This window comes from Collinsella sp. AF33-16 (assembly GCF_003475325.1).
Classification (GTDB): Bacteria; Actinomycetota; Coriobacteriia; order Coriobacteriales; family Coriobacteriaceae; genus Collinsella.
In genome coordinates, this window is the sequence record NZ_QRQC01000005.1 from 25,402 (window position 1) to 48,943 (window position 23,542).

The following is a 23,542-nucleotide window of genomic DNA, read 5'->3' on the forward strand; positions in this document are numbered from 1 at the left end:
AGACAACTAAGGAGATTCTTGTGGCAACTCAGAAATTCACCGGCGTTATCCCTCCCGTCGTTGTTCCCGATACCGAAGATCACCAGCTCGACGTTGCCTCCTTTGAGCGCAGCATCAACCGCATGATCGATGCCGGCGTCGATGGCCTGTTCTTCCTGGGCTCTTCGGGCGAGGTCGTTTTCTCCACCGATGAGCGTCGTCGCCAGATCATCGCCGAGGCCGTTCGTATCGTCGACCACCGCGTGCCCGTCCTGGTCGGCATCATCGATACCGAGACCGAGCGCATGATCGAGCACGGTAAGGTCGCTCAGGAGCTGGGCGCCGATGCGCTTGTCGCCACCTGCCCGTTCTATGCCCTGCAGGGCATGACCGAGGTCGAGGAGCACTTCCGCATCCTGCACGAGGAGCTCGACCTGCCCATCTTTGCCTATGACATTCCCGTCTGCGTTCACACCAAGCTCCCCTGGAAGCTCCTTGCCAAGCTCGGCGCCGAGGGCGTCCTTGCTGGCGTCAAGGATTCCTCGGGTGATGACATCTCGTTCCGCTATCTCGTTCAGGAGAACGAGAAGAACGGCCATCCGATGAGCATCCTCACCGGCCACGAGGTTGTTGTCGACGGTGCTTACCTCGGTGGCGCCGACGGCTCTGTCCCGGGTCTCGCCAACGTTGAGCCCGAGGGCTACGTTCGTCAGTGGAAGGCCGCTCAGGCTGGTGACTGGGCTACCGTCAAGGCCGAGCAGGATCGCCTCAATGAGATTTCGCACATCTGGGATGTCACCTCGGGCGTCCAGGGCTATGCCGGTGGCGTCGGCGCCTTCAAGACCGCTATGAACCTCATGGGTATCTTCGACAGCCCGACCATGCCGCGCCCGGTGAAGGCCATGACCGGCGAGAACGTCGAGGCTATTAGGAAGGTCCTCCAGGACAACGGCCTCCTGTAAAGCTTTCCCAGGCACCCGACCTCGCCGTTCAACCGTGTGGCCATGACTATTAGGTCAATGGCCACACGGTTTCTCGGCGATCTTGGGCACCAGGAAAACCTTTACTGCGCTGTGACGGCTAGCCTGACGGCGCATTTCCTATAGTTGTTTTTTATCTCCGAAGGAGAGCGACATGGAGAACAAGTACGTCTGCTCTGTCGATATCGGCGGAACTAAGATTGCGACTGCCATCATGGAGTACCCGGCTGACGGTAGTGTGCCCCATCCCGTTTTTGAGGCCGAGGTTCCCACGGAGGCCCAAGAGGGCGGCGAGGCCGTCTTCCAGCGTATTGAGGCGTCCATCAAGGCTGCTCTCGAGGCGAATCCCGATGTCGAGGTCCTTGGCGTCGGTATCGGTGCCGCCGGCGTCGTCGATCCCAAGACGGGCGCCATCGCGTATGCCAATGAGATCATGCCCGGCTGGTCCGGCGTTCAGTTGGGGCCGCGTCTGCGTGAGGATCTCGGTCTTCCCGTTGCCGTTGTAGGCGACGTGCAGGCTCATGCTCTGGGCGAGGCCCACTGGGGCGTCGGCAAGGGCAAGTTCTCCGTCTTGTGCCTGGGCATCGGTACGGGCATTGGCGGCGCATATGTCGAGAACGGCCGCGTGATGCAGGGCTTCCATGGTGCTGCTGGCCATATGGGCCACATCGAGTGCTCGGCTGCCGCCGGCATTCCCTGCGCCTGCGGGCGTTCCGGCCATCTTGAGTCTGTCGCTTCGGGCACTTCCATTGGTCGTATGTACGATGAGCGCTTTGGCCGCGTCGACCCCAGCCGTCCTTCGGTCGGTCGCGATGTGAACGACCTGTGCCGCGCGGGCGACGCAAAGGCAACCGAGGTCATCCACGACGCCGGCTTTGCGCTGGGCGCCAGCTTGGGCTCGCTCGCTAACATCCTGGACCCTGAGGTCATCGTGCTTTCGGGCGGCGTGATTCACCAAGGTCCCGATTGGCGTTCGCAGACGTGGAAGGATTCGGTGCACGAGGGCTATGCCAGCCAGGCGCTCGATCCGCTTCAGGACACGCCGATCCTCATCGGTTCTCTGGAGGGCGATGCTCCGCTCATCGGTGCCGCTGAGCATCTTCTTGCCTCGTTGAAGTAAACGTATCTGCTGTAGGAGCCTCCCGAGACAACACGCCTCGGGAGGCTGTTCTGAGAAAGGTTGCAGCCTTATGACCGTCGATCCTTTGATTCAATCCCTGAAGGGCAAGCTCGTCGTGAGCGTTCAGGCGTATATGGGCGAGCCGCTTCGTACGCCCGAGACCATGGCTCAAATGTCTCGCGCTTGCGAGCTTGGCGGCGCCGCCGCCATTCGCTGTCAGGGCCTTGCCGACATTGCCGCTATTAAGGGTCGCTGTGAGGTTCCCGTCATCGGCCTGTGGAAGGATGGACACGAGGGCGTTTACATCACGCCGACGCTGCGTCACGCTCGCGCCTGCGTTGCTGCCGGTGCCGATATCGTGGCGATCGACGCCACCGATCGTCCGCGTCCCGATGGCAAGACCGTCGAGGATACCTTCCGCCCGCTGCACGAGGAGGGCGTGCTCCTGATGGCGGATTGTGCCACCATCGAGGACATTCGCCGTGCGGTTGATATGGGCTTTGACCTGGTATCCACCACGCTTTCTCACGGCGTCGCCGCCATCGACTGCACCATGGCCGATGGCCCCGACCTGCCACTCCTGCGTCAGGCGACCGAGGAATTCCCCGGTCTTCCCATCATCTGCGAGGGCCGCGTGCACACGCCCGAGGAGGCTCGCGCTGCGATCGATGCTGGCGCCTGGGCCGTTGTCGTCGGCACCGCCATCACGCACCCCACGAGTATTACGAGTTGGTTCAAGGCTGCGCTTGAGGCGTAAGACAGGCCTCGTATCCGCTCGGGGCGGTATACTCAATATAGGCAATTGACCGCGCGGGATCCGGGTTGCTGGGTCCCGCGCTTGTTTTTGGGAGGCAGCACATGCAAAAGGGAGATGCCATGGATGCGGCGGAGCGCTCGGAGCGCATCCCCGATATCGTCATCATCACCGGAATGTCCGGATCGGGCCGCACACAGGCCATGCACGTGTTCGAGGACATGGGCTATTTTTGCATTGATAACCTACCTCCGCGTCTCATCGCCCAGCTTGCCGAGCTCGTCGGCATCAATACGGGCGTGGGCAGGCATCTCGCCGTCACCTGCGATTTGCGTAGCCAGGGACTGTTTGACGAGTTGCTCGATGCGGTCGCCGCGCTCGAAGAGCGCGAGATGAGCTGCGACATCGTGTTCCTGGAGGCTTCTGACGAGGTGCTGATTCGTCGCTACAGCGAAAATCGCCGCCGTCATCCCATTGCCAAGCCGGGGGAGACTACGGCCGATGCCATTCAGCGCGAGCGCCTTCAGCTGCAGGGCGTGCGCGATCGAGCCGATATGATTATCGACACGAGCCGCCTGCGCACCTCTGCCCTGCGCAACAAATTGCGCATGGCGTTCTCCGAGTTGTCCGACCAGCAGCTCATGGACGTTCACGTGTTCTCGTTTGGCTTTAAGCACGGTATGCCCGTCGAGGCGGACATTATGATCGACGTTCGCTTCCTGCCCAATCCGTTTTACGATCCCGAGATGCGTACCATGACCGGTCTCGATAAGAAAGTCTCCGACTTTGTTCTGGACCATCCCAAGACCCAGGAGTTCTGGAAGGCCTGGACGCAGCTGCTCGATACGGTGATGCCGGGCTATATCGCGGAGGGTAAGCCGCAGCTTTCTATCGCCATCGGCTGCACGGGCGGACAGCACCGTAGCGTCGCCATTGCCGAGGCCACGGCCCGTTACCTGGAAGGCGCCCAGTATCACGTGAGCATCTCCCACCGCGACCTGTCGCGCGCCAACACGAAGGCATAGGCCTGCATGTCGTTTACCGCTGAGGTGCGCGACGAGCTTGCGCGCTGCGAACCCGAATGTGAATACTGCGATTTGTCGACGCTTGCCGCCCTGACGCGTGTGAGCGGTACGCTTTCGTTGGCCGGCTCCGGGCGGTATCGTTTGACGGTCGCGACCGAGACGGGCGCCGTCGCGCGCACGATGATCACACTGACGCATCGCATCCTTAAGCTCAAAACGGAGTTCACCGTCCGTAAATCTGTATTGCATAAGGTTCGAAACTACCTCATCACCTTGCCCGATCAACCCGACCTGGACAAGGCTCTGGTGCTGCTGGGCATTCTCGACCGCAGGGGAGGGCTCGTCGCCGGTGTTCCCCGGCACATCGTTGCCCGTCCCTGCTGCAGGCTTGCCTACATCCGCGGCGCGCTCATCGCGGGCGGTTTCGTGGCCGATCCCCGCGGCGACTTTCATTTGGAGATCGCGGTGCAGGGCGAGCAATATGCCAAGGGGCTTTGCGATCTGTTGGAGCAGATTGGGGTCCATGCTCGTGTTAATGCGCGGCGGGGGTCATATGCCGTGTACATTAAGAGCGCCGAGGAAATCGAGCATCTATTAAAGCTGATTGGTGCCAAGCGCAGCGTTGCCGAGATTGAGGAGGCGCGCGCGGTCAAGTTGGTTAAGAACGATGTGAACCGTCGCGTGAACGCCGAGCTCGCCAACCAGACCAGAAGCGCCGGTGCTGCCCAGCATCAGCTTGCGCTTATCGATGAGCTCGAGCAGCGAGGCCTTCGCGATGCGCTTCCGGATGCCTTGGCGGTCTTTTGCGACCTGCGCGAGCGCTATCCCGATCTTTCGCTGCGTGATTTAGGGGAGATGGCTGACCCTCCCTTGTCGAAGTCGGCCCTCTACCATCGTGTTTTACGGCTTGAAAAGCTCATTGAAGCAAACAGGTAGATTAAAGTATCGACTTATATACGGATTTAGCTGCTGTTTTAGTATTTAAAACGTTTTAACGTAAATTTGATTTTCAATTTCGAGCATTCTCGTGAAATTCAAGTCAAAAAAAAGGTATATTAGGCGAGTGGTTAGTTTGTGGGCCTCAACGGCAGGCGCTGTAGCTTGCGGGGGCCTTACGAAAGGAGACACAATGGCAGTAAAGGTTGCTATTAACGGCTTCGGTCGCATCGGTCGTCTGGCTTTCCGTCAGATGTTCGGTCATGAGGGCTCCGAGATCGTCGCTATCAACGACCTCACCTCTCCCGATATGCTCGCTTACCTGCTGAAGTACGACTCCACGCAGGGCAACTACGCTCGCGATCACGAGGTCGTTGCTGGCGAGGATTCCATCACCGTTGACGGCAAGGAGATCAAGATCTACAAGGAGGCCGACGCCAACAACCTGCCTTGGGGCGACCTCGACGTCGACGTCGTTCTCGAGTGCACCGGCTTCTACACCAGCAAGGCTAAGGCTCAGGCCCACATCAACGCTGGCGCCAAGAAGGTCGTCATCTCCGCTCCGGCTGGCAGCGATCTGCCCACCATCGTGTACAACGTCAACCACGAGACGCTGACCGCTGAGGACAACATCATCTCCGCTGCTTCCTGCACCACCAACTGCCTCGCCCCGATGGCCAAGGGTCTGAACGACTTCGCTCCCATCGTGTCCGGCATCATGACCACCATTCACGCCTGGACTGGCGACCAGATGCCGCTCGACGGCCCGCAGCGCAAGGGCAACAAGCGTCGTAGCCGCGCCTGCGCCGTCAACATCGTCCCCAACACCACCGGTGCTGCCAAGGCTATCGGCCTGGTTCTCCCCGAGCTCAACGGTAAGCTCATCGGTGCCGCCCAGCGCGTCCCGACGCCGACCGGCTCCATCACCAACCTCTACGCTGTCGTTGACAAGAAGGTCACCGTCGACGAGGTCAACGCTGCTATGAAGGCCTACGCTGCCACCATCTCCGAGACCTTCGGTTACAACGAGGACGACATCGTCTCCACCGACATCATCGGCGAGACCCATGGCTCCATCTTCGATGCCACTCAGACCATGTGCTCTGACCTCGGCAACGGCCAGACCCTCGTTCAGGTCACCTCTTGGTACGACAACGAGAACTCCTACACCTCTCAGATGGTCCGCACCATCAAGTACTTCGAGAAGTTCGTTGCTTAATTTAGCTTTTAGCGAATAGCTCGTTGAGCGTCTAAAGAAGGGCGCGGCCTTATAGGGCTTACACCCTAGGGTCGCGCCCTTTTTATAAGAAATCGTCTGCCGTAATGGGAGGCAGACACGTACGAAAGGTAGAAGCAAACATGGCCTTTACCAAGAAGACCGTCCGCGACATCGATGTCGACGGCAAGCGCGTTCTCGTCCGCGTTGACTTTAACGTGCCTATCAAGGATGGCGTCGTTGGCGACACCACCCGTATCAAGGCTGCCCTGCCCACCATCAACTATCTCGTTGAGCACAATGCTCGCGTCATCCTCATGAGCCACCTCGGCCGTCCCGATGGCACCGGCTTCCAGCCCGAGCTGTCCCTCGAGCCCGTCGCCAAGAAGCTCGCCGAGCTCTCTGGTCTTGACGTTGCCTTTGTTGCCGACACCTACGGCGAGAAGGCTGCCGAGGCTGTCGCCGCCGTCGAGCCGGGCAAGGTTCTCGTTCTCGAGAACGTCCGCTTCGATAAGCGTGAGAAGAAGAACGATCCCGAGATCGCCAAGAAGCTCGCTTCCTATGGTGACGTCTTCGTTCTCGATGCCTTCGGCACCGCTCACCGCGCCCAGGGTTCCGTCGTGGGCCCCGCCGCTTACCTGCCTGCCGTCGCCGGCTTCCTGCTCGAGAAGGAGGTCGACACGCTGACCGGCATCTTCGCCGAGCCCGAGCGCCCCTTCGTCGCCATCGTCGGCGGTTCCAAGGTTTCCTCCAAGATCGGCGTTCTCGATCACCTCATCGACTCTGCTGACACCCTGATCATCGGTGGCGGTATGGCCTACACCTTCTTCCTGGCTCAGGGCCTGTCCGTCGGTCAGTCCCTCAAGGAAGAGGACTGGGTCGAGCGCGCTGGCGAGATGCTCAAGAAGGCCGAGGAGAAGGGCGTCAAGATCCTGCTCCCCATCGACAACCGCGTTGCCGATCACTTTGGCGAGGACGCTGTCCCCGAGGTTGTCGCTTCCGACGCTATCCCCGACGATCGTGAGGGCATGGACATCGGCCCCAAGACCGAGGAGCTCTACGCCGAGGCCGTCAAGGGCGCCAAGACCGTGTTCTGGAATGGCCCCATGGGCGTCTTCGAGTTCGACAACTTTGCTCACGGCACCCAGGCTATCGCCGAGGCTGTCGCCGAGGCCGACTGCACCTCGATCATCGGCGGTGGCGACTCTGTCGCAGCTGTCAACAAGTTCAACCTGGCCGACAAGATGAGCTGGATCTCCACCGGTGGTGGCGCTTCCATGGAGCTCGTCGAGGGTAAGGCCCTGCCCGGAGTGGAGGCGCTTCTCGATGCCTAATCGCACCCTTCTTATCGCTGGTAACTGGAAGATGAACAACGACGTCGCCGAGGCTGCCAAGCTTGCCGACGAGCTGGCTCAGGCTCTGCCCGAGGTTCCGGCTGGCGTCGAGGTGCTCGTCTGCCCTCCGACCATCGACATCACCACGGTTCATGACCGCATTCAGGCTGCCCCCATCGCCCTCGGTGCACAGAACGTGTACTGGGAGGCCAAGGGTGCCTTCACCGGTGAGTCCTCTTGCGACATGCTCAAGTCCGCTGGCTGCACCTACTGCATCATCGGTCACTCCGAGCGTCGCGACTACTTCCACGAGACCGACGAGGACCAGAACAAGAAGGCTAAGGCTCTCGTTGCCGCCGGCCTTGTTCCCGTCTTCTGCTGCGGCGAGTCCCTCGAGGTCCGCGAGGCTGGCACCTATGTCGAGCACGTCGTGAACCAGGTCAATGCTGGCCTTGCTGGTCTTGAGATCACCTGCCCCAAGCAGGTCGTCGTCGCCTACGAGCCCATCTGGGCCATCGGCACCGGCAAGACCGCTACCGCCGAGGACGCTCAGGAGGTCTGCGGTGCTATCCGTGAGACCCTCAAGGAGATGTTCGGCGAGGAGCTCGCTAACGGCATCCGCGTGCTGTATGGCGGTTCCGCCAAGCCCGGCAACATCGCCGAGCTCGTCGCCAAGCCCGACGTTGACGGCGCCCTCGTGGGCGGCGCTTCGCTCAAGGCTGCCGACTTCGCCTCTATGGTCGTCAAGGCAGGCGAGTAGGACATATGGCACAACGTCATCTTCCTGCACTCCTGATTATCATGGATGGCTGCGGCCTTGCTCCGGCCGATGGCGAGAACGCCGTCGCCGCTGCCAAGACGCCCTTCCTTGATGGCCTGTACGAGAAGTACCCCCACACCACGCTCGGTGCTTCGGGCGAGGACGTGGGCCTTCCCGACGGCCAGATGGGTAACTCCGAGGTGGGTCACCTCAACATCGGTGCCGGCCGCATCGTGTTCCAGGAGCTTTCGCGCATCAACAATGCCATCAAGGACGGCTCCATCGCCAAGAACGAGGTTTTCGTCAAGGCTATGGACGATGTCAAGGCTGACGGTAAGACTCTCCACCTCATGGGCCTTATGAGCCCTGGCGGTGTTCATTCTCACATGAACCACGTCGAGGCTCTGGTCAAGATGGCTGCCGAGCACGGTGTCAAGACCGTTCGCGTCCACGCCTTCATGGATGGTCGCGACGTTGACCCGCAGTCCGGTGCCGGTTACATGAGCGAGTTCTGCGCTTTCCTGGCTAAGATCTCCGAGGAGACCGGTTGCGACGCTCGCGTTGCCACCGTTTCGGGCCGCTATTGGGCCATGGACCGCGACAACCGCTGGGAGCGCATCCAGCGTGCCTACGACGTCATGGTCAACGCGTCCGATGCCGATACCGACCCCGTTGCCGGTATCAAGGCCTACTACGAGAAGGATCCGCGCGGCGACGAGTTCGTCGAGCCCTTCGCTGCCCACAACGAGGGCATTCACGAGGGCGACGCGGCCATCTTCTTCAACTTCCGTCCCGACCGCGCCCGTCAGATGACCCGCGTGTTCACGGACAAGGAGTTCGACGGCTTTGAGCGCGAGCAGATTAAGCTTTCGCACTTTGTGACGATGACCGAGTACGATCCGACGTTTGACGTTGAGGTCGCCTTCCCCAAGACATTCCCTGAGAACGTCCTGGCTGACGTTATCGCCGCCAATGGCCTGAAGCAGCTGCATACCGCCGAGACCGAGAAGTACGCCCACGTGACGTTCTTCCTCAACGGCGGCATCGAGGAGCCCAAGGAGGGCGAGGAGCGCGTGCTCGTCGCTTCCCCTAAGGTTGCTACCTACGATCTGCAGCCCGAGATGAGCGCTCCCGAGGTTACCGAGAAGCTCGTCGCCGCCATCAACGAGGATCGCGCTGATTTCTACATCGTGAACTTCGCGAACTGCGACATGGTTGGTCACACCGGTGTCTTCGACGCCGCCGTTAAGGCCGTCGAGGCTGTTGACGATGCCCTGTCCAAGGTTGTCCCGGCGATTCTCGCTAAGGGCGGCTTTGCGCTGATTACCGCCGACCACGGCAACGCCGATCACATGTTTGACGTTGCTTCCGACGGTTCCAAGCATCCGTTTACGGCTCACACCACCAACCGTGTGCCGTTTATCATCGTTGATGAGAAGGCACAGCTCACCGGTATCGAGGACGGTCGTCTCTCCGATATCGCCCCGACTATGCTCACCATGGCTGGTCTGGAGCCTTCCGCCGAGATGACGGGCCGCGTGCTCGCAACCGAGGCCTAAGAGAAAACTCCAAGCGATTTCATGCGAGGGGGTTGCCCATATTCGGGCAACCCCCTTTTGGTATTTCTGCCATTTCTACCCCGTCCCTAAATGGCAGGTGGGGGAGTGTTGGAGGTTGTGGTACAGTACTGGAGTTTGAATTGTTCTATTAAGGAGCTTATCTATGGGTCCGTTTCAGATTCTTCTGTTTGTCGTTTGGGCTGTTTCTGCCGTGGCGCTGACGATTCTCGTCCTGATGCACTCCGGTAAGGGCACCGGCGTTTCGGATATGATCGCTAGCTCGCTGTATAACTCCAGCTCTGCCACAGGCGTTATGGAGCAGAACCTTGACCGCCTGACCGTTATCATGGCTGTCGTGTTTGCCGTGTGCGTCGTGCTGTGCATGTTCTTCTTCCCGCAGGGCATCGTCGGCTACTAAGCATCGGCGTATATGCGTTTGTAAAGGGTCCCGCATGTGCGGGGCCCTTTTTGTTTACATATTTGTAACAGAGTCAAAATATCCCCACATACTTCGCCCAACTAAAGAAATTCTCGACCGTTAACCGGAATCAGCGCCAAATTGTGCATAAAATGCGCTACTGTATTGCAAAACGTTGGCCCGCATTGCATAACCAGCCATAACAGCGGACCGCGTTTGAATGGTTCGATTGGGCTGTCTCGACGTTGCCCGGCCGAATTCACTTTGTCCTATCTCATAAGGAGGATGGCATGGCTGATTCTATGTTCCACCAGCCCGTTATGGGTCGTCGCGCCTTTGTTGGCGGCACCCTCGCTGCGAGCTCCATGGCTTTTCTTGCCGCATGCGGCAAGAAGGGCGGCGACGCTTCCGGTTCTGAGTCCGGTTCGACGCTGAACTTCTACATCAACAACCCGGTCTGCATCGACCCCTACAACGTCCAGGAGGATCAGGGCACTCAGGTCGAGTACCAGCTCTTCGACGCTCTGACGGAGTACGATAACGAGAAGGGCGAGATCGTTCCGCTGGCTTGCGAGTCCTTTGAGGCTAACGACGACGCCACCGAGTTCACCTTCAAGATCAAGAAGGCCAAGTTCCATAACGGTGACGACGTTACCTCCAAGTCCTTCAAGCTCGGTTGGGAGCGCCTGGTCAACACCAAGTCGGCCATCGCTACCGAGTATGGTCCTTCCGAGGTCTCCTATCACCTTTCCATGGTCGAGGGCTATGACGATCTGGTTGCCGGTAAGGCTACCGAGCTGACCGGTGTCACCTGCCCGGATGACGAGACCCTCGTCGTCAAGCTGACTTCTGCCTACGCCGACTTCCCCTTCGTCGCCTCTCACCCGGCTCTGTCCCCGGTTCCCGAGTGCGCCGAGACCGATGTCAAGAGCTTCTATCTTGCCCCGGTCGGCAACGGCCCGTTCATGATGGACGGTAAGTGGGAGGATGGTCAGGAGATCAACCTCAAGAAGTTCGACGATTATTATGGCGACAAGGCCAAGATCGACGCCATCCACTTCCAGGTCATCAAGGACGTGGAGACCGCTTACAAGGAGTTCCAGGCCGGTAACCTCGATGTCTGCGACGTTCCCGTTGCTCAGATCGACGCCGCCAAGAAGGACCGCGGCGAGTCCAAGGATGGCTACACCATGAGTGATGGTGCGCGCATGCTGCTCGGTTCCGAGCCTTCCACGTACTATCTGACGTGCAACACCACGGCCGAGCCGTTCAACAACGCTGACCTGCGCAGGGGCATCTCCCTGGCTATCAACCGTGAGGCCATCTGCAAGACCATCTTCAAGGGCACCCGTACCCCCGCTGACGGCATCGTTCCTCCGGGAATCGCCGGCTACAAGGAGGGCGCATGGGAGTTCTGCGCCTACGACGTCGACAAGGCTAACGAGTACCTCGACAAGGTCGCTCCCGCTGGCGCTAACGGCGATCGTGGCATCAATGTGACCCTGTCCTACAACCAGGACGGCGGCCACAAGGAGATCATGGAGTCCATCATCGGCGACCTCGCCAAGGTGGGCGTCACCGCCGTCTCCGATACCCCTGAGTGGTCTGCCCTGCTCGAGCAGTATCAGAACTTCAACTATCAGTTCGGCCGTCTGGGCTGGATCGCTGATTACCCGATCATGGACAACTTCCTGTATCCGCTGTTCCACTCCGACTCCCTGGGTGGCGACAACCGCTCCGGTTACAGCAACCCCGACTTTGACGCCAAGGTTGACGAGGCCCGTGCCACGGTTGACGACGACGAGCGTATCGCCAAGATGCAGGAGGCCGACGCCATGGTCGCCGCCGACTGCCCGGTCATCCCGGTGATGTTCTACACGCACACCATCGCTGGCTCCGACCGCGTCAAGTACCTCTACGTTGATCCGCAGAAGCACGCCGATCTGGGTACCGCTGAGCTCGCCTAAGAGTTTGCAGCTTCCGTGAGGGTCAAGTATTTACGTAGACCTCATGGGAAACATACAGTTCCCCCTAACCTGGGGTAAACTGGCTGATGGTAATTTTGGGATGCCGGTCTGGCGATCGGCATCCCATTTAGGTTAATCCCTAGATAGGGGAGTGGTATGGGTAAGTACATCGTTAAACGTGTGCTTCAGTTCATCCCGGTGTTTTTGGGCGTCACGCTGATTCTGTTCGCCCTCCAGAATATCGTGCCGGGAGATCCGATCAAGCTGATCGGTGGAGACAAGGCTCTATCCCCCGAGGTAGAGCTTCAGCTTCGCGTACGCTATCACCTGGTCCAGACGGACGAGGACGGTAACGCGATCCTTGACGAGAACGGCGATCCCGTTCAGACGTCGCTTGTAGACCGTTATCTGTATTACATGAACGGTCTGCTTCATGGCGATCTGGGTAATTCGTACCAGCGCAAGCTGCCGGTTACGGAAATCTTTGCCCAGAAGTATCCGTATACGGTCAAACTCGCCGCGTGCGCCATCGTGCTCGAGGCGATCATGGGTATCGGTGCGGGTATCATTTCGGCGGTAAAGCGTTATTCCTTCTGGGATATTTTGGTAACGCTGACCACGTCGATCCTCGTTGCCGTTCCCGCCTTCTGGCTCGGCATGCTGCTGCAGCTGTTCTTCGGCGTCATCCTTAAGGACCTCACCGGCGGCGCATTCTCCATGCCGATTTCGGGTGCCGGCGGTTCCAGCTCTCAGTATCAGGATTGGATGCACTATGTGCTTCCGACCATTACGCTGGCTTCGGTTTCGACCGCTTATGCTGCCCGCATTATGCGTTCGCAGCTGCTTGACGTCATGAACCAAGATTACATCCGTACGGCAAAGGCCAAGGGTCTCTCCAATCGCGCGATCATCATCAAGCATGCGCTTAAGAATGCACTCATCCCCGTCGTTACCTATATTGGTGTCGACTTTGGCGGCATGCTTTCGGGTGCCATCCTGACCGAAACGGTCTTTAACTGGCCCGGTATCGGCTATGAGGTCTATCGCGCCATTAGCATGCGTGACTGGCCCATCGTTATGGGCGGCGTTACGCTCATCGTCGTCGTCGTCATGGTGATCAACCTGCTCGTCGACATTAGCTATGCATTCCTCGACCCGCGCATCCGCCTTGGCGGTCCGTCGGATAAGGCCTAAGGGAGGTACGTCTCATGCAGGAAACTGATTCTCAGTCTCAGGAGCAGGCTACCGCCACCAAGGCCGCATCTGCTCCCGCCAAGTCCCGCACGCTGTGGGGCGACGCTTTTAAGCGTCTTCGCAAGAACAAGCTCGCCGTTATCGGTGTCTGCTGGATCATCGTCGTCGTTTTGGTTGCCCTGACCGCAGATCTTTGGGCTAAGCCCTGGCTCGGTTCGCCGACGGCTTCCGACTCGACCACCATGGCCGAGACGTCGCTGCTGGCTCCGTGTGCCGAGCACCCGTTTGGCACCGACGCCCTTGGCCGCGACATTCTCGTTCGTGTTATCTACGGTGCACGTGTTTCGCTTTCCGTCGGTATTATGGCCACCGCCATCTCCACGGTGATCGGTCTGGTCATGGGCGCCCTTGCCGGTTTCTATGGCGGCATCTGGGATACGATTATCATGCGCTGCGCGGACATCTTCCTGGCGTTCCCGTACGTGCTGTTCGTCGTCGCCATGATCGCCGTTATCGGCCGTGGTCTTCAGAACGTCTTTATCGCCATCGGTATTCTCGGCTGGCCTTCGATTGCGCGCGTCTTCCGATCCGCGATCCTGACGGTCAAGGAAAACGACTATGTTGACGCTGCGCGCGCGATGGGCGCATCCGATGCTCGTATCGTCGTGCGTCACATCTTCCCGAACTCCGTCGCCTCCATCGTGGTCTACGCGACCATGAACATTGGTGGTGCCATTTTGACCGAGTCCGCTCTGTCCTTCCTCGGCATGGGCGTTATCCCGCCTACGCCTTCGTGGGGCTCCATGATTCAGGACGGTCAGCAGTATCTTCTGACTGCTCCCTGGATGATGATCATGCCCGGTCTGGCAATTCTCTCGACGGTGCTCGCCTTCACCCTGCTGGGTGACGGTCTGCGCGACGCCCTCGACGTCAAGATGAAGGACGCATAAGGATGAAGAAGAACAAGAACTATGTGGACCTGAAGGACCAGCCGGTTCCCGAAGGCCAGCATCTGCTCGAGGTCGATGACCTTAAGATGTATTTCCACACCGAGGATGGCGTCGTTCGCGCTGTCGACGGTGTCTCCTACACGCTCGATCGCGGCGAGACCTTGGGCGTCGTCGGTGAGTCCGGCTCCGGTAAGTCCGTGACCGCCATGACCATCATGGGCCTCATCTCGATGCCTCCGGGAAAGATTGAGGGCGGCGACGTTCGCTACCGCGGTCGTTCGATCCTCGAGATGACCGAGGAAGAAATGCAGCATATTCGCGGCAACGATATCGCGATGATCTTCCAGGATCCTATGACCTCCCTGAACCCGGTCTATAAGATCGGCAAGCAGGTGGGCGAGGGACTTCGTCTGCACCGTGGCTACTCCAAGCAGGAGGCGCTCAAGCGCGCCACCGAGCTTTTGGACCTCGTTGGCATTCCCGAGCCCGAAAAGCGCGTCAACGAGTATCCGCACCAGTTCTCTGGTGGCATGCGTCAGCGCGTCATGATTGCCATGGCGCTTGCCTGCGATCCCGATATCCTGATTGCCGATGAGCCCACGACTGCTCTGGACGTTACCATCCAGGCTCAGATTATTGAGCTGATGCAGGAAATGCAGGAGAAGAACGGCAACGCCATTATCATGATCACCCACGACCTTGGCGTTGTCGCCGATATGGCCGATAAGATCATGGTTATGTACGCCGGCCGTCCCGTCGAGTTCGGTACTGCTGAAGAGATCTTCTACGAGAGCCGTCATCCCTACACCTGGGGCCTTATCCGCTCCATCCCGGAGCAGGCTATCGATGAGAAGAAGCCGCTGACGCCGATTCACGGCAATCCGCCCTCGCTCATGAACCTGCCCGAGGGTTGCGTGTTCTCGCCTCGTTGCCCCTATGCGACCGATAAGTGCCGCAAGCAGCGTCCTGAGCGTGTTGTCACTGAGTCTGGCCATTATTCCGCGTGCCACTACTCCGGCGACCCCGAGTTCCTCAAGAATGCTCCTGCGACGTCCCGTACGCGCAAGGATTCCGAGAAGGGAGGCGAGGCGTAAATGGCAGATAAGAACGAGCGCACTCCGCTGCTGAAGGTCGAGCACCTCTCTAAGGAATTCCCCGCCGAGTCCGGCATGTTCGCCAAGCGCTTTTCCAAGCGCGTCGTCTCTGCTGTGAACGACATCTCGTTTGAGATTTATCCTGGCGAAACCTTTGGTCTGGTTGGCGAGTCTGGTTGCGGTAAGTCCACCACGGGCCGCACGATTATGCGCCTGACCCAGCCGACTGCCGGCAAGGTGTTCTTCCAGGGCAAAGATGTTGCCGAGATGAGCAAGCATGAGATCAAGGACATGCGTCGCGAGATGCAGTTCATCTTCCAGGACCCCTATGCTTCGCTGAACCCCCGTATGACCATCGGCGAGATCGTCTCCGAGCCCATGACTATTCACGGCGTGGGCACCAAGGAGGAGCGTATCGAGCGTGTTCGCGAGCTTCTCGACGTCGTTGGACTGAACCCCGAGCACATCAACCGCTACCCGCACGAGTTCTCGGGCGGTCAGCGTCAGCGTGTCGGCATCGCCCGCGCCTTCGCTTTGAAGCCCAAGCTGATCATCTGCGACGAGCCCGTTTCCGCTCTGGATGTTTCCATTCAGGCCCAGGTTCTGAACCTGCTCAAGGAACTTCAGGACAAGTTTGGTACGGCGTATCTGTTTATCGCCCACGACCTGTCCGTCGTGCAGCACATCTCCGATCGCGTTGCCGTTATGTATCTGGGCAAGATGGTCGAGGTTTCGGACTGGAAGACGCTCTATAGCGAGCCTCACCATCCGTACACGCAGTCGCTGCTATCTGCTGTGCCGGTGCCCGATCCGGATATCCAGAAGACCCGCAAGCGTATCATCCTCGCCGGCGATCCGCCGTCGCCGCTGGATCCGCCGACCGGCTGCCGTTTCCACACGCGCTGCCCGATCGCGCAGGGCATCTGCTCAGAGAAGCTTCCTGAGTTTAAGGAAGTTGCCCCGGGCCACTGCTGCGCCTGCCACTTCGCGGAGCCGTTCCCGATTAAGGAATCGCACATCGACCTGTAGTCGGTGAACCGTCCGGGCCCGCTCTGGAATTGCCTTTCAGAACGTCCTCGACCATGGAAGCCCTCTTATCCTGCTCCTTCGGAGCTGCGGATAAGGGGGCTTCCTGGTCTGCGGAATGTTCTGAAAGGCAATTCCAGAGCGGGCCCTGCGTTAACGCTGCAGAGGGGAGTGCGATTCCTTGATCGCTCACTTAATCTAATAGGACAGTTAGTGAGGCCGGAGCCTTGGCTCCGGCCTCCCCATATAAGGGCTCGGCAAAGTCGAGCCACTAAATTTATATCAGCCCCCAGAACATGTTTGAGAACTGTGCATGAAGCATGTGCCCCTAGGGCAGGAATGAGGTCGCTTTCCAACGCATTCCGCAGGGGGCGGCATTATTTTGTAGCGCGAAGCGCGGATCAAAATAATGCCGCATGCCCGAGGACGCGTTGGAAAGCGACCTCATTCCTGCCCGAACAGGTCGGTCTACCTGCGCAATTACAAATTCGTAAACTTTTTTGAAAAAAGTGCTTGCACAGTTCTCGAATCATAGGTTATTATCTTCCTCGTTGAACGCGCGGGTCCAACAAAACGAACCGCGAATCAACAACATAGCATGTCGGAGTGGCGGAATTGGCAGACGCGCTAGCTTGAGGTGCTAGTGACCGCTTTTTGGTCATGCGGGTTCAAGTCCCGCCTCCGACACCATCGCATTTGAGAAGCCTCTTCGGAGGCTTTTTTGTTACCGATAGACGGTGAGGTCCACGATGGAAACGCTTGAACGCAACGAGTGGGCAGACGTTGCCCAACTAGTCGAGATCACGAGCGATGCTGTCATCATCTGCGAGCTCGACGGAACCATTCTGCATGTGAATAATCGCTTACTTGGTTTGATGTGCGAGGAACGCGCCGACGTCATCGGCGGAGATGTTAAAGACGTCCTGTACTCGTCCGCTTTTGAACGTGCGACGGAACATCGTCTGCCATTTGAAACTGATGGCTCCGAGAACGAACTGATGCTCAAGCTGAGTGACGGCTCTTTTATTCCCGTCTTGGTTCGTGCGGGCTCCGTAACGCCTCCACACATCTTTGGGCGCCGCGCACCACGTGTCCTGGTGGCGCTTCACAGTATCGAGGAACAGTATTCTCACGACCGGCAACTCAAGCGTGCGCTTTCGGAGCTTAGAGTGGCGAACAAGCGCCTCTCTGGCACGCTCTCGGTCATTATGAGTACCGTGGGCTCCGATGAGCTGCCCAGCCTACTTGATACCGTTTTGAACCAGCTTGTAGGAACGCTCGATGCTTCGGGTGCCGCTATCTATTTTTCTGAGAGCGGTGGTTTTAAACTTCGCGGTGTTTCCAAGGAGCTGTACGACAGCTACCTGCCTGAGTTTTTGCCGTATGGCGCTGGCATTCCGACGTATGTTCTTCGTGAGTCGCGTGCCTGTCGCTTGTCGATTCAACAGGACCTTGAGGGTGATAAGGTCGCCTCCGGTATGTTCATGGATCTGGACAATCGTTCTAAGCACCTGTTGCGCATGCAGGATATGCCTCCGTACCGCAGCGAGATCTGTCTTCCCGTTTTTTACGGTACGCAGATCCTTGGCGTGCTGGAAGTTGGTTGGAAACGCCCTCAGGCACCGCTCGCCTATGACGTTAATGTGCTCGAGGTCATTTGCGATTACCTGTCTATCCAGCTGGTCGGCATGGCATCGAGCCTTCGCTCCCGTCGCACGGCCGAGCTTGGCCGCTCGCTCAATGTCTTGCGTGACGAGTTGTTTACCTTTCTAGACGATTCCGCCGCGGCTACCCAGGCGGTATCGTCCGAGATCTGCAATATGCTCAACTGCCATTTTTGCCCTATTGAGTATGACGCCAGTCTGGATTCCTACGTCATAGATTTTGAAGGCGGCAGTCGCGTTGCTTTGCCGGACGATCCCGAGAAGCTTTTCTTTTCCACGACGGCGCCAGCGGCACGTCTGGGGGCTGGCCCTGATGGCTTTGAGGCATCTGTTTTGGGCGGCACGAGCGCCGAGGACCTTAAACACGTCCGTATAACTCGCGTTGACGAATCGATGCCTATGGGAGGCTGGCTTAGGGCGCATGGCCTGCCTTGCCAGGGTCTCTACGTCGACGCCGGCATCGAGGCGGGGCGCCCGCGCCCTGAGGGCGATGGCAAGCACAGTAACGACGCGATCGTTCCTGCTTCTGTTGCGAAGGGCCCGACGACGCGCGCGCTGCTGCTTCGTGATGGTAGCCAAGAGCCGATTGATGACCTTGAATATGACTACTTGGTGCACTTGGCTCATGACTTTGAACTGATCTATGAAGGCGAATCTCAAAAGCGTGAGGAGCGCCATATCGCTCAGACCCTTCAGATTGGCATGAGAAATTCACTGGGGGATGTTCCGGGAATCGCCGCCGATTCGGTGTACCTGTCGGCCACGAACTCGGCGTTGGTCGGCGGCGATTTCTATACGCTCATCCGTCTTCCCGACGATTGCGCCGTCATGATTCTGGGCGATGTGTCTGGCAAAGGCATTGAGGCTGCATCGATGTCCGCGCTCGTCAAGACGGCCCTGACGGCATATGCCTGGGAGGGCGCTGGGCCGGCCCGCATGGCACGCTCCCTTAACAGCATGCTCATGGGCTTTTCAAGGGTCGAGACGTTCGTGACGGCCTTTATCGCCAAGGTTGACCTTAAAGCCGGACGTGCAACGTATTGTTCGGCGGGCCATCCTCCGACCATGGTCATCAGGCCAGAGTCGATGCCGCTGGGTGGCGGCGAGGTTCGTGGGGGAGAGGTTGAGCTGCTTGGATGCCAATCGGGGGTAATCGGTGCCTTTGAGAGCATGGTGTACGAGACAGGCGTGTTTACGTTCGCTCCTGGTGACATGCTATTTATGTACACCGACGGAACAATCGAAGCACGTGACCGCTCGGGTGCTTTCTTTGGCGAGCAGCGCCTTCGTGACCTTCTGCTCTCTGTCTCGGGTGAGGGCGTATCGGGAATCTGCGGCAAGGTCTTGGGCGAGCTCGACCGATTTACCGAATCGGCGCTGGACGATGACATTGCATTGGTGTCCCTTGAGTTTTTACGGGGTCGTTCATAGACGACGCTGGGTGGGCTGAATCCGTACGGTTGGGGAAACGAATGCATCGAGTGGGCTTTTTTGGGGAACCATGGTCGTATGAATGAGTGGAATGACATAGCGGTTTTGACGCCACCAGGCGATATCGACATCGCCACGGTGCCTGCGCTGCGTCGGCGGTTGGATGCTTTGATTGGCCGCGGCGTGCGTCGTGTCGTCATCAACTGCCAGGCTGTTAGCTTTATCGATTCGACGGGCTTGGCATTCCTGCTTACGCGCGCTCGTGAGCTCATGAGGCGAGAAGGCCTGCTTTCGCTCGTCAATGCATCAGGTGAAGTTGTTCGCTTTTTGGAGATTGCCCGTCTTGTCGATATTCTTCATGTCGCGGGGCCGGCACGGGAGTCTATTCCCGCCATTCCGGTGGGGGAGCTGCCTCGCTGGAGTAAGAGCGTCGAGGTCCGTCAGGGTATCGAGAATCTTCCATACTACCGACATCGCATCGCCGAACTCCTTGAATCGCTTCCGTTGCGCCGTGACGAGCGCTACGATGTCGCGTTGGCGTCGGGGGAGGCGCTGGGTAATGCCTATGACCATGCGGGCGGTATCGGGTGCGTCCTGACGGTTCAGGCCTATGGCGATCGCGTTGTGGTTGAGGTGCTTGATCGAGGTGCCGGCTATTCTATCGATGAAACGAGCGAACCGGTCGCATCAGAGGAGCGCGGCCGTGGTATCAAGCTTATGCGTATGCTCGTCGATAACGTGGAGGTTGCTCGTCGTACGGACGGCGTCGGTACGCGCGTGCAGATGGTGAAGCTGTTTAGCGGAGCGCTGGAGTCGTGTGCCTAGCCAATCGCTTTAGCGCGTTTAGCTACTAAGAACATGCGGCAGACAAGTTTTTTGAAAAAAGTACTTGCGTCTTTTGGACAACTCGCGTAAATTAATAACCCGCAAGCGGACATGGCTCAGTTGGTAGAGCACAACCTTGCCAAGGTTGGGGTCGCGGGTTCGAGCCCCGTTGTCCGCTCCATTGCATTTCCGGACCGTTTAGGCGGTCCTTTTTCGGCGAAGTGGCCAAGTGGTAAGGCAGAGGCCTGCAAAGCCTTTACCCCCGGTTCGAATCCGGGCTTCGCCTCCAGGCAACATCCGGGCGCTCCGGCGCCCGTTTTGTTTTACATATGCGGACATGGCTCAGTTGGTAGAGCACAACCTTGCCAAGGTTGGGGTCGCGGGTTCGAGCCCCGTTGTCCGCTCCAAACGCAGCAGCCCGACTACTACGGTAGCCGGGCTTTTTCGTACCCATCGCTTGGACTCGAACCCGAGAGGGAGCGAGCGTTAAGCAAACGCGGAGCGTTTGTAGCGAGCTGGCGAGGACGCCGGCAGGCGGCCGAAGCCGGTGCGGATCCGCGAAGCGAATACGCAGACGCCCCGTTGTCCGCTCCAAGCGTAACAGCCCGACTACTACGGTAGCCGGGCTTTTTCGTACCCGTCGTCTGGGCTCGAGCCCGTGAGGGAGCGAGCGTTTGGGGCGTGGCTGTGGCGTTGTTTGCCGCGAATGTCCGCTTTGGGCGTATCATCGTGGGCATCTCGCAAAACCTCGTTGCAAGGGAGACTCATCCCATGGCTACAGAAAAGTCCTCGTCGCGCCCATGGATGTCCGATGCCGCGATCTATCAGATCTATCCGCGCTCGTTTAAGGATTCGACTGGTTCGGGTCTGGGCGATATCGCGGGCATTACCCAGCAGATGGACTATCTTGAGCAGCTGGGCATCGAGGCCATCTGGCTGAGCCCGTTTTACCCATCGCCTCTTGTCGATGGCGGCTATGATGTGGCGGACTACTGCGATGTCGACCCACGTCTCGGCTCGCTTGACGACTTCGATGACATGATCGCTGCGGCTCATGCGCACGGCATCAAGGTCATCGTCGACATCGTGCCCAACCATTCGTCCAACCAGCACCCCTGGTTCAAAGCCGCTCTTGCCGCCGGCCCCGGATCACCCGAGCGCGCCCGTTATATCTTCCGCGATGGTCGCGGCGAGCACGGCGAGCTGCCTCCCACCAATTGGAATGCCAACTTTGGCGGCCCCGCCTGGACGCGCGTCGCGGACGGTCAGTGGTATCTGCACATGTTTACGCCCGAGCAGCCGGACTTTGACTGGTCGTGTCCCGAGGTTCATGCGTTCTTTTGCGACGTCCTGGCGTTTTGGAGCGATCGAGGCGTCGATGGCTTTCGCATTGATGTGGCGCACGGTCTCGCCAAGGATCTCGACCGCGATGACCTCGACCAGTGGCATCTCGCCGAGGGCGATGACATGGTTGAGGACGGCACCCATCCGCTGTGGGACCGCAACGAGGTCCATGAGATCTATCGCGAGTGGCGCCGCGTGTTCGACCGTTATGATCCGCCGCGCAGCGCCGTTGCCGAGGCGTGGGTTCTGCCCGAGCGCCAGTATCTCTACGCACGCCCCAGCGAGCTTGGCCAGACATTCAACTTTGAGTTCGCCAAGGCCACTTGGACCTATGATGACATGCACGCTGCAATCGAGAAGGGCTTGAAGGCGGTCATCGAATCCGGTTCCGCCTCGACCTGGGTACTCTCCAACCACGACGTGCCGCGCGTGGCGACACGCTATGCCCTGCCGCAAATCAAGGCGACGCGCTACCATCAGATTGCGCTCGACTGGCTCTTACGCGACGGGTCGTCTTATGACGAGGACCGTGAACTCGGCGAGCGCCGCGCGCGGGCAGCCCTTTTGCTTGAGTTGGCGCTTCCGGGCTCGGCATACGTGTATCAGGGTGAGGAGCTCGGCCTTTTTGAGGTGGCTGACATCCCGTGGGCTGCACTCGAAGATCCCACTGCGACCAATACGCACGGACCGAAGCGCGAGAAGGGGCGCGACGGCTGTCGTGTGCCCCTGCCGTGGGTGGCAGCGGACGATCCCGCGCAGGGCGGATCGTTTGGGTTTTCACCGGCGGACGCCGATGCGGCGCCCCATCTGCCACAGCCTGCATGGTTTTCCGATTACGCTGCCGATAGGGAAGAAGCGGACCCGGCATCGATGCTTGCGTTCTATCGCGACGCCCTCTGGCTGCGGCGCAAGCTGCGCGGGTGCGCCAACGATCTTGCGTGGCTCGATCTTGACGGGTGCACCGGCCTTGCGGATGGTGCCGAGGGCGCTGAGGGCGGCGTCATCGCCTATCGCCGCGACAACGGCTGGGCGTGTGTGACGAACTTCGGTGCAGCACCCGTGGAGCTGCCGGCGGGCAGGGTCCTGCTCACCTCATCACCGCTTGCAGATGGCAGGCTCGCGCAGGACAGCTCTGCCTGGATCATGCTCGCTGAGTTGTAGGGGGCCTCTTGCGGCGAGCTTGCGTTTGCCTACACCTTCCGTGGTGGCTGATGTCTTCGCGAGGTTCGCGAGGGCGTCGCAAAACTTTTCAAAAAAAGTTCTTGCATTTGGGTGGATCATCCCGTATATTAAATCCTCGCAGGCGGACATGGCTCAGTTGGTAGAGCACAACCTTGCCAAGGTTGGGGTCGCGGGTTCGAGCCCCGTTGTCCGCTCCATTTGGGCGTTTAGCTCAGGGGGAGAGCGCTTCCCTGACACGGAAGAGGTCAGAAGTTCAAATCTTCTAACGCCCACCAAATGTTCGCAGCCCAGAGGCATCGCCTCTGGGCTGTTTTGTTTTACGTCGCCAAATGGGTCGCCAAATACGTCACCAAATATCGAGTTTTTGATCTTCCGGAATGCTTCTCAGTAGTCATCCGAGAAAACTCCCATCTTCTCCGTTTGCATGCACATATCTTTCAAGGATTCGTGCCGCGGTTGCATGGAGCTCGGCAAGGCACGACCGCAACATGTTGGTCAAGCATAATCTTTTGGATTCTTTTGGCGTGAGCGGCTTGGTTTTGGTAGGATTTGTCAGCGGCTTGACTAAGGGGGTTTTATAACTGCCATGCAGGTAGCCGTGTTGGTAACGTTTTACCGACTTGTCAAATACCCCTCATTTTTAATGCGTCTGCAAAATGACCAATTGCTTTGACCTGCTGAAACACTATATGTTGTGTTTGACCTAAAAAAAGAATACAGGATATAGATGCTTCTTTGTCGTATGATAGATGGCGGACAGAGAACGAAGACCTTAACTGCCTCT

18 protein-coding genes and 6 tRNA genes are annotated in these 23,542 nt (G+C 58.9%); all 24 read left to right on the forward strand.

Going from position 1 to position 23,542, the window contains the following annotated elements; translation table 11 throughout:
• Nucleotides 1–20: 20 nt before the first annotated feature.
• The 24 genes from DWZ52_RS02815 (at nucleotide 21) to DWZ52_RS02930 (ending at nucleotide 23,033) form a co-directional block, all read left to right on the forward strand.
• Nucleotides 21–941: a dihydrodipicolinate synthase family protein gene (locus tag DWZ52_RS02815; protein WP_089573615.1), complete on the forward strand. Its 921-nt coding sequence runs from the start codon at nucleotides 21–23 to the stop codon at nucleotides 939–941.
• 172 nt (nucleotides 942–1,113) lie between these two features.
• On the forward strand, nucleotides 1,114–2,079 hold the full coding sequence (locus DWZ52_RS02820) for an ROK family protein (RefSeq protein WP_022094876.1): 966 nt from the start codon (nucleotides 1,114–1,116) through the stop codon (nucleotides 2,077–2,079).
• Nucleotides 2,080–2,149: 70 nt separating this feature from the next.
• The gene (locus DWZ52_RS02825) at nucleotides 2,150–2,836 is read left to right on the forward strand and encodes an N-acetylmannosamine-6-phosphate 2-epimerase (RefSeq protein ID WP_022094877.1); all 687 of its coding nucleotides are present in this window, start codon (nucleotides 2,150–2,152) and stop codon (nucleotides 2,834–2,836) included.
• Nucleotides 2,837–2,937: 101 nt separating this feature from the next.
• Nucleotides 2,938–3,858 carry an RNase adapter RapZ gene (gene rapZ, locus DWZ52_RS02830; RefSeq protein WP_022094878.1) on the forward strand — a complete coding sequence of 307 codons (921 nt, stop codon included), beginning with the start codon at nucleotides 2,938–2,940 and terminating at the stop codon, nucleotides 3,856–3,858.
• A gap of 6 nt (nucleotides 3,859–3,864) precedes the next feature.
• Nucleotides 3,865–4,794 (forward strand): DNA-binding protein WhiA, encoded by a 930-nt coding sequence (gene whiA, locus DWZ52_RS02835; RefSeq protein WP_022094879.1) that lies wholly within the window; start codon nucleotides 3,865–3,867, stop codon nucleotides 4,792–4,794.
• A gap of 193 nt (nucleotides 4,795–4,987) precedes the next feature.
• The gene (gap, locus tag DWZ52_RS02840; protein WP_022094880.1) at nucleotides 4,988–6,013 is read left to right on the forward strand and encodes a type I glyceraldehyde-3-phosphate dehydrogenase; all 1,026 of its coding nucleotides are present in this window, start codon (nucleotides 4,988–4,990) and stop codon (nucleotides 6,011–6,013) included.
• A 140-nt stretch (nucleotides 6,014–6,153) separates the two neighbouring features.
• Nucleotides 6,154–7,344 carry a phosphoglycerate kinase gene (gene pgk, locus DWZ52_RS02845; protein WP_022094881.1) on the forward strand — a complete coding sequence of 397 codons (1,191 nt, stop codon included), beginning with the start codon at nucleotides 6,154–6,156 and terminating at the stop codon, nucleotides 7,342–7,344.
• Complete coding sequence (gene tpiA, locus DWZ52_RS02850) at nucleotides 7,337–8,104, forward strand: triose-phosphate isomerase (RefSeq protein WP_118384876.1); 768 nt, start codon at nucleotides 7,337–7,339, stop codon at nucleotides 8,102–8,104. The genes pgk and tpiA overlap by 8 nt, the downstream gene beginning before the upstream one ends.
• 5 nt (nucleotides 8,105–8,109) lie before the next feature.
• Nucleotides 8,110–9,663: a 2,3-bisphosphoglycerate-independent phosphoglycerate mutase gene (gene gpmI / locus DWZ52_RS02855; RefSeq protein ID WP_055286937.1), complete on the forward strand. Its 1,554-nt coding sequence runs from the start codon at nucleotides 8,110–8,112 to the stop codon at nucleotides 9,661–9,663.
• Nucleotides 9,664–9,826: 163 nt separating this feature from the next.
• The gene (gene secG, locus DWZ52_RS02860; protein WP_006236144.1) at nucleotides 9,827–10,081 is read left to right on the forward strand and encodes a preprotein translocase subunit SecG; all 255 of its coding nucleotides are present in this window, start codon (nucleotides 9,827–9,829) and stop codon (nucleotides 10,079–10,081) included.
• Nucleotides 10,082–10,371: 290 nt separating this feature from the next.
• Entirely contained in the window at nucleotides 10,372–12,048 is a 1,677-nt protein-coding gene (locus DWZ52_RS02865; RefSeq protein ID WP_117648301.1) for an ABC transporter substrate-binding protein, read from the forward strand.
• A gap of 156 nt (nucleotides 12,049–12,204) precedes the next feature.
• Nucleotides 12,205–13,242 (forward strand): ABC transporter permease, encoded by a 1,038-nt coding sequence (locus DWZ52_RS02870; protein WP_089572952.1) that lies wholly within the window; start codon nucleotides 12,205–12,207, stop codon nucleotides 13,240–13,242.
• Nucleotides 13,243–13,256: 14 nt separating this feature from the next.
• A complete protein-coding gene (locus DWZ52_RS02875) occupies nucleotides 13,257–14,192 on the forward strand; it encodes an ABC transporter permease (RefSeq protein WP_089572954.1) in 936 nt (311 codons plus the stop codon).
• Between the two features lie 2 nt (nucleotides 14,193–14,194).
• On the forward strand, nucleotides 14,195–15,286 hold the full coding sequence (locus DWZ52_RS02880; RefSeq protein ID WP_117655654.1) for an ABC transporter ATP-binding protein: 1,092 nt from the start codon (nucleotides 14,195–14,197) through the stop codon (nucleotides 15,284–15,286).
• The gene (locus DWZ52_RS02885) at nucleotides 15,287–16,315 is read left to right on the forward strand and encodes an ABC transporter ATP-binding protein (RefSeq protein WP_117655655.1); all 1,029 of its coding nucleotides are present in this window, start codon (nucleotides 15,287–15,289) and stop codon (nucleotides 16,313–16,315) included.
• 597 nt (nucleotides 16,316–16,912) lie between these two features.
• A tRNA-Leu gene (locus DWZ52_RS02890) sits at nucleotides 16,913–17,002 on the forward strand.
• A gap of 59 nt (nucleotides 17,003–17,061) precedes the next feature.
• Nucleotides 17,062–19,407, forward strand: coding sequence for a GAF domain-containing SpoIIE family protein phosphatase (locus DWZ52_RS02895; protein WP_118384877.1), 2,346 nt, complete (start codon nucleotides 17,062–17,064; stop codon nucleotides 19,405–19,407).
• 78 nt (nucleotides 19,408–19,485) lie between these two features.
• Nucleotides 19,486–20,232, forward strand: coding sequence for an anti-sigma factor antagonist (locus DWZ52_RS02900; protein ID WP_117800887.1), 747 nt, complete (start codon nucleotides 19,486–19,488; stop codon nucleotides 20,230–20,232).
• Between the two features lie 105 nt (nucleotides 20,233–20,337).
• Nucleotides 20,338–20,413, forward strand: a tRNA-Gly gene (locus DWZ52_RS02905).
• Between the two features lie 34 nt (nucleotides 20,414–20,447).
• Nucleotides 20,448–20,521 (forward strand) — tRNA-Cys (locus DWZ52_RS02910).
• A gap of 42 nt (nucleotides 20,522–20,563) precedes the next feature.
• Nucleotides 20,564–20,639: transfer RNA gene (locus DWZ52_RS02915), tRNA-Gly, on the forward strand.
• A gap of 364 nt (nucleotides 20,640–21,003) precedes the next feature.
• Nucleotides 21,004–22,737, forward strand: a complete 1,734-nt coding sequence (locus tag DWZ52_RS02920; RefSeq protein WP_233547249.1) for a glycoside hydrolase family 13 protein — start codon at nucleotides 21,004–21,006, stop codon at nucleotides 22,735–22,737.
• A gap of 142 nt (nucleotides 22,738–22,879) precedes the next feature.
• Nucleotides 22,880–22,955: transfer RNA gene (locus tag DWZ52_RS02925), tRNA-Gly, on the forward strand.
• Between the two features lie 3 nt (nucleotides 22,956–22,958).
• Nucleotides 22,959–23,033 (forward strand) — tRNA-Val (locus DWZ52_RS02930).
• Nucleotides 23,034–23,542: the final 509 nt, after the last annotated feature.

Coding starts and splice junctions, on each gene's coding strand:
- DWZ52_RS02820 (WP_022094876.1), top strand. CDS start 1,114: ATGGAGAACAAGTACGTCTGCTCTGTCGATATCGGCGGAACTAAGATT.
- DWZ52_RS02825 (WP_022094877.1), top strand. CDS start 2,150: ATGACCGTCGATCCTTTGATTCAATCCCTGAAGGGCAAGCTCGTCGTG.
- rapZ (WP_022094878.1), top strand. CDS start 2,938: ATGCAAAAGGGAGATGCCATGGATGCGGCGGAGCGCTCGGAGCGCATC.
- whiA (WP_022094879.1), top strand. CDS start 3,865: ATGTCGTTTACCGCTGAGGTGCGCGACGAGCTTGCGCGCTGCGAACCC.
- gap (WP_022094880.1), top strand. CDS start 4,988: ATGGCAGTAAAGGTTGCTATTAACGGCTTCGGTCGCATCGGTCGTCTG.
- pgk (WP_022094881.1), top strand. CDS start 6,154: ATGGCCTTTACCAAGAAGACCGTCCGCGACATCGATGTCGACGGCAAG.
- tpiA (WP_118384876.1), top strand. CDS start 7,337: ATGCCTAATCGCACCCTTCTTATCGCTGGTAACTGGAAGATGAACAAC.
- gpmI (WP_055286937.1), top strand. CDS start 8,110: ATGGCACAACGTCATCTTCCTGCACTCCTGATTATCATGGATGGCTGC.
- secG (WP_006236144.1), top strand. CDS start 9,827: ATGGGTCCGTTTCAGATTCTTCTGTTTGTCGTTTGGGCTGTTTCTGCC.
- DWZ52_RS02865 (WP_117648301.1), top strand. CDS start 10,372: ATGGCTGATTCTATGTTCCACCAGCCCGTTATGGGTCGTCGCGCCTTT.
- DWZ52_RS02870 (WP_089572952.1), top strand. CDS start 12,205: ATGGGTAAGTACATCGTTAAACGTGTGCTTCAGTTCATCCCGGTGTTT.
- DWZ52_RS02875 (WP_089572954.1), top strand. CDS start 13,257: ATGCAGGAAACTGATTCTCAGTCTCAGGAGCAGGCTACCGCCACCAAG.
- DWZ52_RS02880 (WP_117655654.1), top strand. CDS start 14,195: ATGAAGAAGAACAAGAACTATGTGGACCTGAAGGACCAGCCGGTTCCC.
- DWZ52_RS02885 (WP_117655655.1), top strand. CDS start 15,287: ATGGCAGATAAGAACGAGCGCACTCCGCTGCTGAAGGTCGAGCACCTC.
- DWZ52_RS02895 (WP_118384877.1), top strand. CDS start 17,062: ATGGAAACGCTTGAACGCAACGAGTGGGCAGACGTTGCCCAACTAGTC.
- DWZ52_RS02900 (WP_117800887.1), top strand. CDS start 19,486: ATGAATGAGTGGAATGACATAGCGGTTTTGACGCCACCAGGCGATATC.
- DWZ52_RS02920 (WP_233547249.1), top strand. CDS start 21,004: ATGGCTACAGAAAAGTCCTCGTCGCGCCCATGGATGTCCGATGCCGCG.